The organism is Telmatobacter sp. DSM 110680 (assembly GCF_039994875.1).
GTDB lineage: Bacteria > Acidobacteriota > Terriglobia > Terriglobales > Acidobacteriaceae > Telmatobacter.
In genome coordinates this window covers 4721284-4737482 of record NZ_CP121196.1, presented here as the reverse complement: position 1 = coordinate 4737482, position 16199 = coordinate 4721284, and the positions used below count along the sequence as shown (strand labels likewise).

Sequence of the window (16199 nt, the reverse complement as noted above, 5' to 3'; positions counted from 1 at the left end):
CAGGTTACACACACAGGCGCTTCGGGCGTGACCGCTAAACTGGGAGTTGCCCCCGATGCCTGCCTATTGCGAAGTCGCGTTGCCGGTGCCGCTCGACCGCACCTTCACCTACGCCGTGCGCGAGGGCGAGCAAATTACGCGTGGGGCACGCGTCATCGCACCTTTTCGAAACGAGAAGCTGATCGGCGTCATTACAGCGACCGAGGCCACGGCCCCCACCGACTTCGAAGCGAAATACCTTGAAGCTGTCCTCGACGATGAACCTTTACTTAGCGAACATCTGCTGACGCTGGCCGAGTGGATCGCCGGCTATTACCTTGCTCCGCTGGGCGAAGTTCTGCGCGGCATGCTGCCCCTGATGGCCGAGGTGCGCCGCGTTGTCTACTACCGCATCACCGACTTCGGCCGCGATAAATTGGCCGGTAGCATCGATGGCGATGGCGAGGCTGCTGCATCCCGAGCTTCGCGCAAAAGGTCGGAAAAGGCCGGTCCGAACGAAGAGAAATTCAGCCTTGAGCGGCGCGTCCTTGAGCGGCTTGCGTCCGGCGAGCCTGTCAATGTCTCTACGCTGCGCACTGCGACCTCCGCCAGCCTTCCCGTCCTCGCGGCAATGCTGCGCAAAAAATGGATTGTCCGCGAGACCGCCGCTTCAGAACGCGATGCGCGCCGCACAGAGCGCTTCGCCGTCCTCGTTCCGGATACACGCCTTCCCAACCTGACCAAGCTCCAGCAAGCCATTCTTGCGGAGCTGGCCGCGAACGGCGGTGAACTTCCGCTGGCTGAGCTGCGCCGGCGTGAACTTCCGTCGTCAACATTGCAGACGCTCGTACGTCGAGAGTTGATTCGCATTGAAGAGCGCCCAGCCGTATTCCGTCTCGGCGGCATCGAATCTCCGGCGGCGCCTCTGACGCTCAACGAATCGCAATTCGACGCGCTCGCCTCCATCGTTTCGCATTTCGGGGCATTCCACACCTTTCTGCTCCATGGTGTGACAGGATCCGGCAAGACAGCCGTTTACCTCAAAGCCATGCAGCGCGCGCTCGATCGCGGCCAGTCGGCCATTTTGCTCGTGCCGGAAATCGGACTCACGCCCCAGATGGTGGGCCTGCTCGACGCGGCATTCGGGCAGCGCGTGGCGCTCTTACACTCCGCCCTCACGCCCGAGGAGCGTACCGAGCAGTGGCGCCGCATCCACCGCGGCGATGCGCCGATCGTGGTTGGTACACGCTCAGCGATATTTGCGCCCGCGCCCAATCTCGGCCTCATCCTTGTTGACGAAGAACACGATCAAAGTTACAAGCAGGAAGAAACTCCACGCTACAACGCCCGCGATGTCGCTGTAATGCGCGCCAAGCTCACCGGCGCCGTGGTTGTCCTCGGTTCAGCTACACCCTCGCTGGAGAGCTGGCAGAACTCCGTGCAGGGCAAGTACACGCGCATCGAGATGAATGATCGCGTCAAGAATCGTCCTCTGCCCGAAGTCGAGCTTATCGACATGCGACGCGAGTTTCAGGAGACCGGCCAGGAGCAGCTTTTCTCCCGGTCGCTCGTGGACCAGACACGCGAGTCGCTCGACCGCGGCGAACAGGCCATCATCTTGCTCAATCGTCGCGGCTATTCCTTCGCGGTCATCTGCCGTGCGTGCGGGCAAAAGCTGGAGTGCCAAAACTGCGCCATCGCGCTAACCCATCACAAGCCAAGCAGCGAAGACCAGATCGCGCGCGCCGGGCAGCGCCTCGAATGCCACTATTGCGGTTTCAAGCGCATTGTTCCGTCGAAGTGCCCAAACTGCGAAAGCGAGCACCTCTACTACCTTGGGGCTGGATCGCAGCAGGGAGAGGAACGACTCACCGAAATTTTTCCCGGTGCGCGCATCGGCCGCATGGATCGCGATACTGTGCGGGGCCGCCACGATCTCGAGCATCTGCTCGCGCGTCTTCATTCAGGCGAGATCAACCTGCTCGTCGGCACTCAGATGATTGCCAAGGGGCACGACATTCACGGCGTCACGCTGGTTGGAGTTGTCGGATGCGATCATGCCCTTTCAATGCCGGATTTCCGCGCCGCCGAGCGTGTGTTCCAACTCATGACGCAAGTTTCAGGCCGCGCAGGTCGTGGCGAGCTACCGGGCCGCGTCGTCGTGCAGACCTACTATCCCGACCATTACGCCATCATCGCGGCCAGCACGCACGACTACGCGAGCTTCGCCGAGCGCGAACTCAAGTATCGCCGCTGGATGCACTATCCTCCCTTCGGCGTGCTGGCCAATATTCTGATTCAATCGGAGAAACTCGAGGAAACTGCCGGCTGGTCAGCGGAGATTGGCAAGTGGTTTCAGAGCACAGCGCCCGAAGGCATACGAGTCCTTGGCCCCTGCACGGCGCCCATTGCCCGCATTAAAAACGTGTACCGCTTCCACATCATCTTGAAAGCCGCGTCTCGCAAGTCTCTCAACGCCGCGTTGCGGGGCGCCCTTGTTCACGCCGATGAAGCCGGGATCCCTCGCCGCAACATCATCGTGGACGTCGACGCTCAGCGATTGATGTGATGGCGTTGCGCAATGAGAGAGGTCAGAAATACTCGATCGTCCGTCGCAAGGCGCGGCGCTCACATCCGGACGCACCCATCCCGCGCTAGAATTCCGCCGCACATCGAGGGGGCAGGATGGAATACACAAACGCATTTCGTGGAAAGCCCACGCAGCCCAGCGAAGCTGAACTAACCGCCGCACTCGGCTCGAGCGCAAAGGTCTGGAATCAATTCGTCCAATGGATGGCCGACGAAGAGGGCGTGTCCATTCAGGAGTGGAAGGGAATCTGCGTTAACAAGTACGGATGGAGCCTGCGTCTCAAACAAAAGAGCCGCAACATCGTTTACCTGGGGCCGGGAGAAGGCTGCTTTATGGTGTCATTCGTCCTGAGCAATAAAGCGCTACAGGCCGCCAAAGAGACTCATTTGCCCAAGGCTGTCGCGGAAGCGCTGGCGGCCGCTGCCCATTATCCAGAAGGAAACGGAGTGCGCTTCCTCGTTCATCGCGACGGCGATCTGCCGGCGATCAGAAAGATTGCCGCCATCAAACTGGCAAATTGACAAAGTCTTAGCGGTGCGAAGCCCTGATTGCGAGACAGGCTGAAGTCCAACCCGCTCCTTGGATAAGAGGCGTGATCAGCGTGAGAACGCCCTCGCGGGACGGTTGCGAGTGTTTGCAACCGGTTGAACGATCAGGCGCTCGGCGTGGTTTTTCCAGTTTCCAATGTATGCAGTTCTTTACCGGGCTTGAAGCGCACCGCTTTGCCGGGTGTGATGCTTACCTCAGTGCCGGTTCGCGGATTGCGACCGATGCCGGTCTTACGAGCCCGAACGCTGAATACACCAAATCCGCGCAACTCAATGCGTTCGCCCGCTGCCAAGGCTTCTTTCAAGCCTTCAAACACAGTATCGACCGCCGCTTCAGCCTTCGTGCGGGGCAGGCCTGTGCGCTCGATCACATGGTGCACGATGTCTTGTTTAATCAAAGCGATCACCTCGCTAGCGCGACTGTTTTCGACTGTACCACGCTCTACCGGACTGATGGTACAGCGTTTGTCTCATTTGTGGAACAGTCGGTCTGTCGATTTTTACACAATGTGACCGCTCGAACTGCTAGATCCTGCCGCAGTTGGAGTGATTTAGCTCACGTTTTCTAAGGAAACGGCCCGCTTTGAATGGTGGAAAACTTGTCCTTTGTGACTTTAGAGATAGGCTTACATGCTTTCCATGTCGGTAAAGCCTATACGAAAGAGTGACTTTGCCGGATACTGTTATTTCAAGGTAATCAGCACTATAGTGCCATCGGTAACACGGCCTGGCAAAGTGCAACAAAAGACGGGGAATACAGCCTTCCCGAGCTCATCCGCAAAACTGCGTTGAGCTTTGGCAGGTTCAGAGAAGGCTAACCGCCCCATCGCTCGTTGAACCCAGGCAAGGAGAGAGGCTCGATGTCCGCGATGTACAGCTTAGAACCAATCCGAATCGGTGTTGTGGCAAACGAACCGATGCGGCTCGAAGGCCTCACAAGTATCTTTGAAAATCACGCCAAGCCTGGAGAGACCCCGCTGGTGCCGATTGTGGGCACACTGGAAGAGCATTTGGAAAACAACTCCATTGAATATGTGCTCATCGACTGGAGCAGCTCTTCAAAAAAACTGGGCGTTCTCGAAGGCATCCGCCGCAAGCGTCCAAACCTTCGCATGGTGGTCATCGGCGCCGACAGCAACGAGCAGGTCATGATGGACACGATTATCGCTGGAGCCCGCGCCTATCTTGACACTGGCGCTGGTCCTCGTCTGGTTCGGGAGGCCCTTGACGTTGTGATTTCGGGATCCATCTGGGCGCCGCGTAAGCTGCTGTCTAAACTCATCGACCGTCTACTCTCCGGCGAAGATTCAAGTGCCACCAATCCGCGTCCGCATCTGACCGCTCGCGAAGAACAAGTCTTGCAATTGCTTCTTCTGGCGCGTTCCAATCGCGAGATCGCAGGAGAACTCGGCATCGAAGAGCGCACCGTCAAAGCCCACGTCGGCAAGCTGATGCGCAAGGTTGGCGCTGAAAACCGCATCGAACTTTCCATGCGCGCCCTGCACGGCTCGTACAAGCAGGCGCCGCAGCCAGCTCTTCACATCGTTGAGGCAGCTACTGCCTGAATTGGGGTAGTAATTCGCGAAGGTAACCAAATAATTACCACCGAATGAATTACTAAATGTCTAAAACCTTAGTACTCTTGTGTGATTATGAGACATTACTAATAATCACTACAGAAACAACGCAGATCTGGGGAAAGGAGTTCCCAGGCAGCATGTAAACATGAGGCCTGTGAACTCCTCTTTTTTTGATTTGCACCTTCCTTCCGGCAACCCTTCGCACTTCATCCTCCTTTCCAATCCCGCATTTTGTCGGCACCCAAAACTTGCTGCAAGGCCGAGAGTGATTTGCAGGATGCCTCTCCGGTTTTCTGCGTGCGTAGTGAATTTCCAAGCACTGTCAATGCTGTAGCCTTAATCGGGACGCAGTTGCATGAGGATGTTCCACTCTGCAAGATCCTCGGCGTCGGTGCGCGACTTTGTGCCCCGGCCGCTGTCCTAGTTGTCAGCAGCTAACAAGCCGTGCGAACATCTGCGCGGAAAAGTGAAAGGACTCCCCAGAATGAAAAAAATTATTGCTTCCCTCTGTCTTTGTTTACTTGCTACAGGAGCGGCCAATGCGGCTTCGTCCAAATCGGACCTGCAAGACCGCATCGACGCTGCCAAGACTGTGCTCGACCAGATCATGGATGCCAAGGACCGCACCATTCCGATGAACATCCTAGAGCAGGCCACCTGCGTCGGCGTGGTCCCCGGAATGATCAAGGGCGCTTTCGTCTTTGGTGCGCAATATGGGCAAGGCGTCGTGACCTGTCGCACTGGTCACGGGTGGAGCGCTCCCGTGTTCATCCGCATGGCTGGTGGCTCATGGGGCTTCCAGATCGGTGGCCAGTCCACTGATCTGATCCTTGTCGCCGTCAATGATCGCGGATTCCAGCAGTTGCTCAAGAGCAAATTCAAGATTGGTGCCGATGCTTCTGCGGCTGCTGGTCCGGTAGGCCGCGCTGGCCAGGCCGCAACGGACTGGAAGATGAATGCAGAATTGTTGAGCTACTCGCGCAATAAGGGACTGTTTGCCGGTATCAGCCTCGACGGCACCAGCGTTTCGCAGAACAAGGATGATACCGAGATCTTTTACGGTGGACCCCAGAGCTTCGACAACGTGCTCAAAGGAAATGTTGCCGTACCTGGAGGCGCCGTAGAGTTTGTTCGTGATGTGGCGCATCACTTTACAAATGCCAAGGGCGGCAAATAAACACTTAACTGTGCAATGGGGCGGCTGGAGACGGCCGCCCCTCTTTGCTTTTCAGCGTTACAAAGTCGCACGTGCCGCTTCCGGCGCGAACAATTCCCGTGCCAATGCCCTAAACTTGATCTTGCCTCAAACGATGCAGAAGACGCTCGAGTATTGGCTGGTAGTTGCCGTAGCGCGTGTACTTGGATGGATGCCGCGCTGGTTGGCGCGCCTCTTCGCTGTTGCTCTCGCCCGCGCGGTGTATCTCGCTCTAGGCCGTTTGCGTCATGTGGGAGAGAGAAACCTTTCTCTCGCTTTGCCAGGACTTCCTCCCGCCCAGCGAATAAAAATCCTGCGCTCCGTTTATCTGAACCTCGGGCGGCAACTCGTCGAGTTTTGCCGGATGCCCTACTACACGCGCGAGAACACGCAGCATTTGATCCGCTATAACGGCCTCGAGCATTATCTGGCCGCTGAAGCACTGGGAAGGGGAGTGCTGGTACTCACCGGGCACCTCGGCGCCTGGGAACTCTCAAGCTTCTACCACTCTCTGATGGGTTATCCCATGGGCATGGTGATTCGCCGGCTCGACAATCGCAAGCTCGATGAATTCGTCAATGGCATCCGCTGCATGCACGGCAATCGCGTGCTCCACAAAGACGATTTTGCCCGTGGGTTGCTGAAGGCCATGCACGAAGGCGATACAGTCGGCATTCTCATGGACACTAATATGACTCCACCGCAGGGAGAATTCGTAAAATTTTTCGGAATCTCCGCATGCACCGCAACGGGGCTCGCGCGTGTGGCTCTCAAAACCGGCGCGACCGTCTTGCCGGGTTTCATGCTGTGGGAGCCTTCAGAAAATAGATACGTTCTCCACTTCGGTCCTCAGTTGCACTTCAGCGAAACAGGAAACAGCGAAGCCGACGTAGTTGCCGCCACTCAGCAGTGCAACGACGTGCTTGAGTCATGGATTCGCCGCTACCCCGAACAGTGGCTCTGGATTCATCGCCGATGGAAGACCCGTCCCCCTGGCGAGCCGCCGCTCTACTGAACCTCGCAGCGAGGTGCAGGTCCCGCAGTGTTTCTGATGTTTGGCGGATCTCTATCGAGTGTAATAGCCGACTACCATGATGGTCGTGAAGATGAACAAGGCAAAAAACGTGAAGGCCGCAAGGTAGCCGATGATTCTTCCAGCACGCCCATATCGGATCTTTTCGTAGCGCCTTAGAACGGTGTCCCAAAAAGGCCGGGAAACTACCGGTTCCTCAGATTGGTAATCGTCAACGACTTTCATACGCTTGACCTCGAGGCAAAATGACGGAGAATCCCGATTCGGCCCTGTATACCAACAAGTTTCGCCAGCAATGATTTAGGAAATGGGTGTGATACGTAGGAGCATGCGACTTGCGCTGCCTCAAAAGCAAGTCAATTCGCAGGCAGCTTACAGTGAAGCGCTCTGTCTTGTTGTTTCGAAGTATGGTGAAGCAGAAGCCGAAAGCGTTTCATTAAAATCGAAAAATCTCTCTGCCGTGCAGGCTGACTTGCTAACCCTTCGTACCCGGTTTTGCAGCAACCTGCTTCTCAACGTCGGCTAGCATCTTTTCGACTTTGTCTTTAGCTTCGTAGTTGGGATTAGTGGCGAGAAGCTTCTTCCAGTCGGCGATCGCGCCTGCACTGTCGTGTTTGCCCTGCCACTTCACCAGGCCAAGATTGAATAGCGTATTTGCATTGTTCGGCGCGAAAGTCAGGGCAGTGTTGAACTCTGCAATCGCCGTATCAATATTGCCGATGTACCAATATGCAGTCGCCATATCGGTGCGCACGGCGGCGTCAGAAGCGTTGAGTTGCAGCACGCGCCCGTAATAATCAATCGCAGTGGGATATTGCTGTGCGTCGTAATAAACGTTGCCAATACTTGTGAGCAACTCGACATTCCTGGGATCCGACTTGAGTCTTAAAATCTGCGGGGCTGCCTGATTGTCGACCATGGCTTTCAGTTGAGTGGGGATCGGCGCCTGTGTTGTGTTCGTAGGCGTGACCTGCGGAGCACTGACTACTCTTGCTGGATCAGCACTCGCAGGATGAATGCCGCGAATCGTCCAACCGCCCGCGATTCCTGCCAGCAGGCAAAGCGACATGAGCATCAGAGCGCGCTGATACGTCCAGCTCCCGAGACGAGGACTACTGGTGTCCGTCATTGCTTCGCGCTCCTTCCATACCGTGTTGATCGCCCATCATCGTCATCACATCGGCCATGAGTTTCAAAACCGTTGCCCTGCGATCAGCGCTTAGTTGTGGATTCATCTTCAATAACCGTTGCCACGCTGCCAACGCGCCCTTTGGATCGCCTTTGCCCTGCAACTTGATCATGCCCAGATCGAAGAGTGCATTCGCATTTCCAGGATCGTAGGTCAGTGCGCGATTCAACTGCGCAATCGAGCCCTCGATGTCGCCATTGCGATAAAGGCTGGAAGCGAGTTTGGTGCGAATTGCCACGTCTTTCGGATCTATTTCAAGTGCGCGGTTGTAGTAATCGGCTGCTTCCTTGAATCGGTGTGTAGTGTGATAAATCGCCCCCACCTGCACCAGCAGCCCTGTGTCATTCGGATTGGTCCTGAGTTTTTCGAGCAGCGGAGCCGCTTGCTTATCGGCCATCTGCCTCATCTGTTCCAGGGTGATCCGGTGACTCATGGGTTTCGCTGTCGTCGCGTCCGTCTGCGTAACAGGATGAGCAGAACCTATCGCGGGAAGCACTGCTTGTTGTGAACCGCGCATCAGGTATCCGATGCCCAATCCGGCTCCTAAACAAATCAACGCCACCGAGAACACAGGCGCGGCCCGCAACATCGGCGCAGCCGTGGATGCCGTGACTGTTTCGTCTGTCATGCCGTCGACTCCAATTTGAAAAAACGCAAGAAATGCATGAGCCAATCAACGACTCGAAAGCAGCGAACTTTCTTCTTGCATTTATCGCGCCTCTACGGTGCTCGCTATTATTTGACTCTAACTGCAGTGCACAACCAGTAAAGCAAGCCACATCACATGGAGACGTGATGTATGTCACATCACCGCGATGGCTTCTGCTTCGAAGTATCTCGATGGATCACACGATTGGTTGTTCTGATTCAACAATTTGTGACGGCTATCACGAATGTCGTGGGGATTTTCACCAACCCACTGCGGCAGAACGCCCATCGGAAGATCATACTTTTCATTCGTGTGCTTCGTTAGCGCATCCAGAAGGCGGCGCAACGCCCGTCTCGACAACGAATTACATTCAGTGTCCGAATTTTGCACACAACCTAAAGTAACGGCACGAAGCGTGCACTGGTGATGCATGAAGACTGAGCTGGAAACCACACCAGTAAGGGTAGACGTCCACGGTTCGGTCGAGAGCAGCAGAAAGTGCACTAGGAGGCTCTACTCAATGAAGCGCAATCTTTTATTCGCAATGATGTTTGTGGTATCGGCCGGATTTGCGTCGGCACAGATCACCACGCCGACGACAGACGTTCTCGGCGCCCACCTTAACTACGGCCGCGGCTGCGCGGCTTGCCACGCACCGCACAGCGGCGCCTACGGAAACGGCAATGCCAAGACCGCTGACCCGACTTCGGGCAACGTCGCTCTCTGGGGCGAGGATGTTTCGAGCTTGTACGGCAAAACCATCATCACGGGCGGAACAGGACCCGGCACCGGTTTCACAGAAGTTCTGCCGGGTAGCACATCAGCCGCAACACCTGATGTCGCCGGCTTGCTTATGTGCCTTAGCTGCCATGACGGCAATCTGGCCACCGGCGCCATGATGAAGAACAAGGTCTATGAGACCTTGCCCGCTACCTACGGAATCCAGAACGCCATTCCGACCTTGCTCGGAAATGACTATGGTTCCGTTGGAAACTACCTCAACGACCACCCGGTGGGACTTACCGCTGTCATGGGTTGCGGCGGCCAATACAACTGGGATTGCAATATCAGCGCTGCGGGCAAGGTCCTGATGAACGGTCCGAAGTCCTCGCAATTCATGACCAATTACGGCTTCTTTGTTAGTCCGGGCACCTACAACAGCCAGCCCATCGTTCTTTGCACCACTTGCCACAACCAACACCTGATGAACGTGGTCTCTGTGACCCAGGGCGTCACCTTCACTGGTAGCGGTGCGACTGGCACGGTAACTGGAAAGTCCGGTCTTCCAACCGGAACCTACGCGACCATGTTCTTCATTCGCGCTCCTTATAACCCGGCAAGCGGCGTCGCAGGCAGCAACCAGACGGCTCAGTTCTGCCGCCAGTGCCACGGTGGCGAGTCGAACGAAATGAACGGAAGCACGGCTGTCACTACTTTCTAAATTCTTTATGCATGAGGGGAGGGGGCACTTTCCCTCCCCTTCCTTTTAAGCGGGGGTCAACTATATGAATTACAGAGTCTCAATTCTTCCTTTTCTTCTCCTCGGGATAGCTGCAGCTTCTGGCCAGGTGTCGTCACATCAGCCGACCGCGTTTGCCAATGCGCCCGCGGCGAAGCCTTCACAGGCGATCGAAAACAAGCCGGTAGCCCGGGTAAACGGGGCGATCCTCACCGATGCCGATCTGGTACGCGAGGAGTATTCAATTTTTCCGTATGGCCGTCAGCATGGCGGAATTCCAAAAGAGTTTGAAAAGCAGATACACGATGGCGCCCTGAAGATGATTGTCTTCGAAGAACTGGTTTACCAGGAGGCGCAGCGTAGGCAGATGACGGTGTCGGCGGCGAAGCTGCAGCACGCCGAAGCGGATTTTCGCAAGCAGTTAGCTACGCCGGACGAATTCAGTGTATTCCTTCAGTCCGAATTTCACGGCTCACGTCAGCTGTTGCAGCAGAAGATCCGGCGTTCCTTGCTGATCGAAGCCCTCCTGAAAACCGACGTAGAAAACAAGAGCGTGATTTTGCCGGCTGAGCTGAGGGCATACTTCGACAAAAACCCGGCCCGCTTCCATCATCCCGAGATGTTTACCTTCCAGACAATTTCAATCCTGCCGCCTCCCCATGCCACTGCCGCGCAATTGAAAGAGGTTCGCGCGCGCGCAGAGAGTGCATTAAAACAGGCGAAGGGGACCAAGACGGTGGAACAGTTTGGTCTCTTGGCGGAGAAGATCTCCGATGACGATTACCGCGTAATGATGGGCCAGCACAAACCTCTCCCCGCAGAGGAAATGGCGCCGCAGGTTGTCAAAGCGCTTTCCATGCTGCACCCAGGCGAGATGACTGACCTTATCCAGGTGGAGCAGGCCTACACCATCGTCCGCTTGCAAGCGCACACACCGGCCGGGCAAGCAAAATTCGAAGAAGTAAAAACATCACTCCTCAAAGAGCTGGAGCAAAACAGAAAAGAGCAGTTGCGTAGCGCACTGGACCATAAGTTGAGGCAAAACGCAAAGGTTGAGGAATTGTAACGGGGAAAACAACCTGGATTCTGGTTGGAGCGCGGAACAAGAAAGTGATTACAGAAATCTCGGTGGGGATCGAGTAAGTGGAATCCGGCACAAGAGAGCTTAAGGATGGCGTGAGTGGTTCGGACCTTTCGATTTGCGAGCATGATGATCGCGCTTCCGCTGATGGCTATCCCCGCGAGCGCACAGATCCGGTTCGGTGAAACAAGCACGAGTGCGACTGGGACCGTCTCATCAGGCTATAACGCGACTTATGGAAACATGACCCAATCTTCCCACGGATGGACCGTGGGCGGCGCTGCGACTTTCTCTGGATCTTTCCACAATCCGAATTTTCTCTCCTATGACTTTTCGCCCTATCTGAATCAATCACGGGCAAATTCAAATTTTCAATCAATCTCCAATTCCAGTGGGCTGAACCTTTCGACGAACATTTTTAGCGGCAGCCATTTTCCGGGCTCCATCAGTTACTCCAAGGCCTACAACAGCGAAGGAAACTACGCGCTCCCAGGCCTCGCGAACTATGTAACGCACGGTAACAGCGACACTGTTGCCATCAATTGGAGTGCGCTTCTCCCCAATCTCCCCACCTTTACAGCCGGATTCGAGACAGGCAAAAGTAACTATTCGGTCTACGGAACCGACAATACAGGCAAGAATACCTTTCGCTCGCTCAACCTGCACTCCGCCTACACCATCGATGGATTCAACATGAGCGCCTACTACACAAAAGGAAGTAGTCAGGCAATGATCCCTGAGGTCATTTCGAATCAGGCTGCGACGGAATCGGACTCATCCAGCAATTCGCTCGGTGCGAACCTTTCGCATCGTCTGCCCTTGAACGGCTCATTCACCGCCGGAGTCAGCCGATCCGACTGGACCAGCAACTACCTTGTATCCAACTCCACCGGGGCCATCGATGTGGTCAACCTTGCCGCTGGCATTCACCCAACCCGAAAGATCTCCCTCACGGCGAGCGCCACCTACTCAGACAATTTGAGCGGACAACTTTATCAATCGGTAATCGCGGCGGGCGGTGCAATCCCGGGATTGACCACCAATCAAAAATCAGATTCTGTCGACATGGAAGGAGTGACCACCTACGCCATTGCAACGGATTTGCAGGTTACAGCCTCGGCTGAGCGCCGCACCCAGGATTTCCTCGGTCAGTCGTATGGCGTCACCTCCTATGGTCAGAGCGCCATCTTTACGCACTCTGCTCTCAAGGGCGTCTTGAATGCAGCCGCAAGCATCACTGAAAATACCTCGGATAACTCCGGCATGGATACTCTCGGATTTTCGACCTCCGAGAATTACTCCAGTCTCATCTTCGGCTGGCATGTGACCGGGTCCTTTGGCTATGCGCAAAACGTCCAGACGTTGCTGGTCACGTATATGAACTCTTTCTACAATTACTCCGGAAGCATCAGGAGGCATTGGGGAAGATTCAACATGAGTGTCGGTGGCGGAGGTTCGCGCACCGCTTTGACTGAACAGGCTGGAACATCGAACAGCAGCACTTCTTACATTGGAAGCTTCGGATACGGATCTATCATCACCGCCAATGGAAGCTATTCCAAGTCTGACGGGCAAGCGCTGGAAACCGGAACTGGCCTCGTAGGTGTCCCGATCCCATCGCCGATTCTGCCTTCCGATCTCATCAGCCTCTTCGGCGGGAAAAGTCTCTCCTTCGGGCTCTCCAGTATTCCGACCAAAAAACTCATTCTGTCTGCCAACTACGGAAAATCAGACAGCAACACCTTGAGCAACGGCATCGGATCTCAAAACCAGACCAGTCAATATAACGCTCTCATCCAGTACCAGGTCCGTAAATTGAACTTCGTTAGCGGCTATTCGCGGCTTGATCAGGGATTCAGCAGTGCCGGTACCAAGCCAGAGATCATTTCGTCGTACTATATGGGTATCTCACGTTGGTTCAACTTCTTCTAATCCGGCGGCGACAGCTCTGCTTTTCCGCGGTACTGATGATGACGGCGTTTCTGCCATCCGCGATATGGGCAGCTCCAAAGTCAAAAGTTCCCTCCACTCCCGAGTCGTGGGAGATGTCGCTCGATGGTGGGCGCAAGCTCACATGGGAACGCAGCTTCAATTCCGAATTCGAAGTAAAGCCGAACCGTGGTTTCTGGAACAAACTCGTTGATGTGGTTGCAGGCGCTCCCGATTTTCGCTATCTCGTCCGGCCTTACAGCATTACTGCTGATTCACGCGGTCGGATCATCGTTACCGACCCCGGCGCATCCGGTGTGCATATTTTTGATTTTGCGCAGCGCAAATACAAGTTCATCGAACGCCGGGAAAAAAGCAAGGATGCGATGACAACTCCGCAGTGCGTTGCCGTCGATGCGCAGGACAACATATATGTAACTGACTCCGATGCGGGCAAGATCTTCGTCTTCGAACCCAGCGGAAAGTACGTGCGCGCGATCGGCAGCCTCAAAGGTGGAGAAGGATACTTCAAACGGCCCACGGGAATTGCCATAGACTCCGATTCAGGGCGCATTTACGTTACCGATACGCTGCGCGACGAGGTCTTTGTGCTCGACATGCAGGGTAACATCCTGCAAACCATCGGCAAAACCGGAGACGGTCCGGGGGAATTCAACCTGCCTACGGAGCTGCGTCTCAGCGGCCAGGATCTTCTGGTCGTCGATTCCATGAACTTTCGCGTTCAAGCCTTCGATCGGACCGGGAAATTTCAATACGCAGTCGGAAAGATTGGGGATAGCACAGGAGCGTTGTTCCGGCCAAAGGCGGTGAGTGTCGATTCGGAAGGCGACCTCTATATTGTCGATGCGATGTGGGGCGTGGTCCAAGTTTTCAATCGCGAGGGTCAACTCCTCTACTACTTCGGCGCCAAAGGTACGCATGCCGGAGAATTTCAGCTTCCATCCGGGATGTTCATTAGCCGCGATGACAAAGTTCTGGTCGTAGACTCGTTCAATCGCAGGATTCAGGTGTTCCACTATACAGGTCTGAAAAGCCAGGCTTTGGGGGCGGCGAAGTGAGAATTAGAATCCTGCTTGCGGCGCTACTTCTGCTACCTGGAATCTCTTTGCGCGCGCAAATCGTTGGAGACGCGCTAGGCGTCCACGACCTTGGTCCCGGAAGCAAGTCGCCGATTATCGGCGCCAGACCCGACGCTTGCGCCTATTGCCACGCTCCGCACTCCGGACTTAATTCGGGACTCTGGAACCAGAAGCTCACCACGCAGACATACGCAACCTACACCAGCACCACCCAGAAAAACAACAACACCCAGCCGGTGCTCGGGGCCGTCAGCAATCAATGCTTGAGTTGCCACGACGGCACGGTGGCCGTTGGAGCGACGGTTGCCTACGGCCAGGTCACCACGCGCGGTTCCATGTACTCAGCCGATGTGTTTGGCGGCAACCTGCAGTCGTCGCACCCATTCAGTGTTGCTTTGCCATTGAAAGACAGTATCGATCTCGTTGCGTCGTTGGCGGCGAACGGTACCACGGCAGACGTAACCGGAGCAGTCAAGCTGATCAAGGGAAATGTGGAATGCACATCGTGCCACGATCCGCACGTGCAAGCCAAGGATCTGATTTCGCAGAATTTTCTTGTGAAGGATAGTTCAAGTGGCCAACTCTGTCTGGCCTGCCACGACCCCAGTCGTACTATGAGCAGCCAGGTCAATCCACTGGCCGACTGGTCCACCAGCGCGCATGCTCTTTCATCGAGCAAGATTTCGCCGCAGGCTTTGCTTGGGACCTATACAACTGTGGCTACAGACGCGTGCAATTCCTGCCACGCACCGCACAATGCCAGCGGCTCCGCGCGGTTACTACGCGGACAAAATGAACAGGATTGCATTGCTTGCCATAACGGTGGTACGAACGTCTCGCCGATGCCGCTCTATGCCAATGTTTTTCTGGAGTATGCGACTCCCAAAGTCGGGCACCCGTTCCCAGCTTCAACCAATCAGCACGATGCAGCTGAGAACACCCTCTTGAATAACAATCGGCATGCTACTTGCGTTGACTGTCATAGCGCCCACGGATCGCAATCAGTTGGTGTGTTTCCGCCGGCGCCCTTGATGCGCCTGTCACAGAAGAACGCGGCCGGTATCAGCGCGGCCGACGGCACCAGCGTGCTTGCGCCGGCTGTGAATCAATATGAGAATTGTCTGCGCTGTCATGGGACCAGTTCCGGCAAACAGATTCAGCCCATATATGGATACTTCCCGATGCGCGCCGTTTCAGCTGGCGATCCGCTCAATTTGATTCCGCAGTTTGCAGTTGCTTCCACTTCAAGCCATCCCGTGATGCACACCCGAAGCAGCGCATTGGCTCAGCCCAGCCTCTTGGGAAACATGCTGAACCTGGATGGCATCACGCCCGGCCGCGCCATGGGCACCCAGATCTTTTGCACTGACTGCCACAACAGCGATGACAATCGCGAGTTTGGTGGAACCGGAGCAAATGGTCCGCACGGCTCGCGCTTTACACACATCCTTGAGCGGCGCTATGAGTTCAGTCAGGCAGCAGTTCCGGGGCAGGCGATCACAAATCTCTTTCCCAATCCCGATCTCAGCGTGGCTGGCCCGTACGCGCTCTGCGGCAAGTGCCACGATCTTCCTAACCAGATCATTAAGAACTCCAGTTGGAATCATCACAGCGATCACATCAATGCCGGAGTTAGTTGCTCCACGTGCCACACCGCGCATGGTATGGGTGCGAACAGCGCAACGATCAGCGGCGATCGCCTCGTGAACTTCGACGTGAATGTGGTTGCGTCGAATGCAACTATGCCGGTCTCTTACAATCGCGCCTCCAATACCTGCACATTGGTCTGCCACTCGGTTGTGCACAATGCGGACGGTACTGTAACGACCGCCGGTTCTCGGTTGTCCGGTCCCCGAAAATAGGCACC

General features: G+C 55.6%; 14 protein-coding genes. 10 read left to right on the top strand and 4 right to left on the bottom strand.

Annotated elements, in window-relative coordinates; genetic code table 11:
- Positions 1-55 precede the first annotated feature (55 nt).
- Together priA and P8935_RS19535 are read left to right on the top strand one after the other, a co-directional pair.
- Positions 56-2548, top strand: coding sequence for a primosomal protein N' (gene priA / locus P8935_RS19540; RefSeq protein WP_348261984.1), 2493 nt, complete (start codon positions 56-58; stop codon positions 2546-2548).
- A gap of 116 nt (positions 2549-2664) precedes the next feature.
- Complete coding sequence (locus tag P8935_RS19535; protein ID WP_348261983.1) at positions 2665-3090, top strand: DUF3788 family protein; 426 nt, start codon at positions 2665-2667, stop codon at positions 3088-3090.
- A 131-nt stretch (positions 3091-3221) separates the two neighbouring features.
- On the opposite strand, the gene P8935_RS19530 is transcribed toward P8935_RS19535, so the two are convergent.
- Positions 3222-3515, bottom strand: coding sequence for an HU family DNA-binding protein (locus P8935_RS19530; RefSeq protein ID WP_348261982.1), 294 nt, complete (start codon positions 3513-3515; stop codon positions 3222-3224).
- Between the two features lie 504 nt (positions 3516-4019).
- Here P8935_RS19530 and P8935_RS19525 point away from each other — a divergent pair.
- The 3 genes from P8935_RS19525 (at position 4020) to P8935_RS19515 (ending at position 6907) form a co-directional block, all read left to right on the top strand.
- Positions 4020-4682 (top strand): response regulator transcription factor, encoded by a 663-nt coding sequence (locus P8935_RS19525; protein ID WP_348261981.1) that lies wholly within the window; start codon positions 4020-4022, stop codon positions 4680-4682.
- Between the two features lie 499 nt (positions 4683-5181).
- Positions 5182-5874 (top strand): lipid-binding SYLF domain-containing protein, encoded by a 693-nt coding sequence (locus tag P8935_RS19520; RefSeq protein WP_348261980.1) that lies wholly within the window; start codon positions 5182-5184, stop codon positions 5872-5874.
- A gap of 133 nt (positions 5875-6007) precedes the next feature.
- A complete protein-coding gene (locus P8935_RS19515; protein ID WP_348261979.1) occupies positions 6008-6907 on the top strand; it encodes a lysophospholipid acyltransferase family protein in 900 nt (299 codons plus the stop codon).
- Positions 6908-6958: 51 nt separating this feature from the next.
- On the opposite strand, the gene P8935_RS19510 is transcribed toward P8935_RS19515, so the two are convergent.
- From P8935_RS19510 to P8935_RS19500, 3 genes are all read right to left on the bottom strand, one after another.
- Positions 6959-7150: a hypothetical protein gene (locus tag P8935_RS19510; protein ID WP_348261978.1), complete on the bottom strand. Its 192-nt coding sequence runs from the start codon at positions 7148-7150 to the stop codon at positions 6959-6961.
- 250 nt (positions 7151-7400) lie between these two features.
- A complete protein-coding gene (locus P8935_RS19505; protein ID WP_348261977.1) occupies positions 7401-8054 on the bottom strand; it encodes a tetratricopeptide repeat protein in 654 nt (217 codons plus the stop codon).
- Positions 8038-8742 carry a tetratricopeptide repeat protein gene (locus tag P8935_RS19500; RefSeq protein ID WP_348261976.1) on the bottom strand — a complete coding sequence of 235 codons (705 nt, stop codon included), beginning with the start codon at positions 8740-8742 and terminating at the stop codon, positions 8038-8040. The genes P8935_RS19505 and P8935_RS19500 overlap by 17 nt, the downstream gene beginning before the upstream one ends.
- Positions 8743-9283: 541 nt before the next feature.
- Here P8935_RS19500 and P8935_RS19495 point away from each other — a divergent pair.
- The 5 genes from P8935_RS19495 to P8935_RS19475 all read left to right on the top strand — a co-directional run bounded on the left by P8935_RS19495 (position 9284) and on the right by P8935_RS19475 (position 16194).
- Positions 9284-10204: a hypothetical protein gene (locus P8935_RS19495; protein ID WP_348261975.1), complete on the top strand. Its 921-nt coding sequence runs from the start codon at positions 9284-9286 to the stop codon at positions 10202-10204.
- A 337-nt stretch (positions 10205-10541) separates the two neighbouring features.
- Positions 10542-11288: a peptidylprolyl isomerase gene (locus tag P8935_RS19490; RefSeq protein WP_348261974.1), complete on the top strand. Its 747-nt coding sequence runs from the start codon at positions 10542-10544 to the stop codon at positions 11286-11288.
- A 141-nt stretch (positions 11289-11429) separates the two neighbouring features.
- A complete protein-coding gene (locus P8935_RS19485; protein ID WP_348261973.1) occupies positions 11430-13235 on the top strand; it encodes a hypothetical protein in 1806 nt (601 codons plus the stop codon).
- Between the two features lie 35 nt (positions 13236-13270).
- A complete protein-coding gene (locus tag P8935_RS19480; RefSeq protein WP_348261972.1) occupies positions 13271-14311 on the top strand; it encodes a 6-bladed beta-propeller in 1041 nt (346 codons plus the stop codon).
- Positions 14308-16194, top strand: coding sequence for a cytochrome c3 family protein (locus P8935_RS19475; RefSeq protein ID WP_348261971.1), 1887 nt, complete (start codon positions 14308-14310; stop codon positions 16192-16194). The genes P8935_RS19480 and P8935_RS19475 overlap by 4 nt, the downstream gene beginning before the upstream one ends.
- Positions 16195-16199 lie beyond the last annotated feature (5 nt).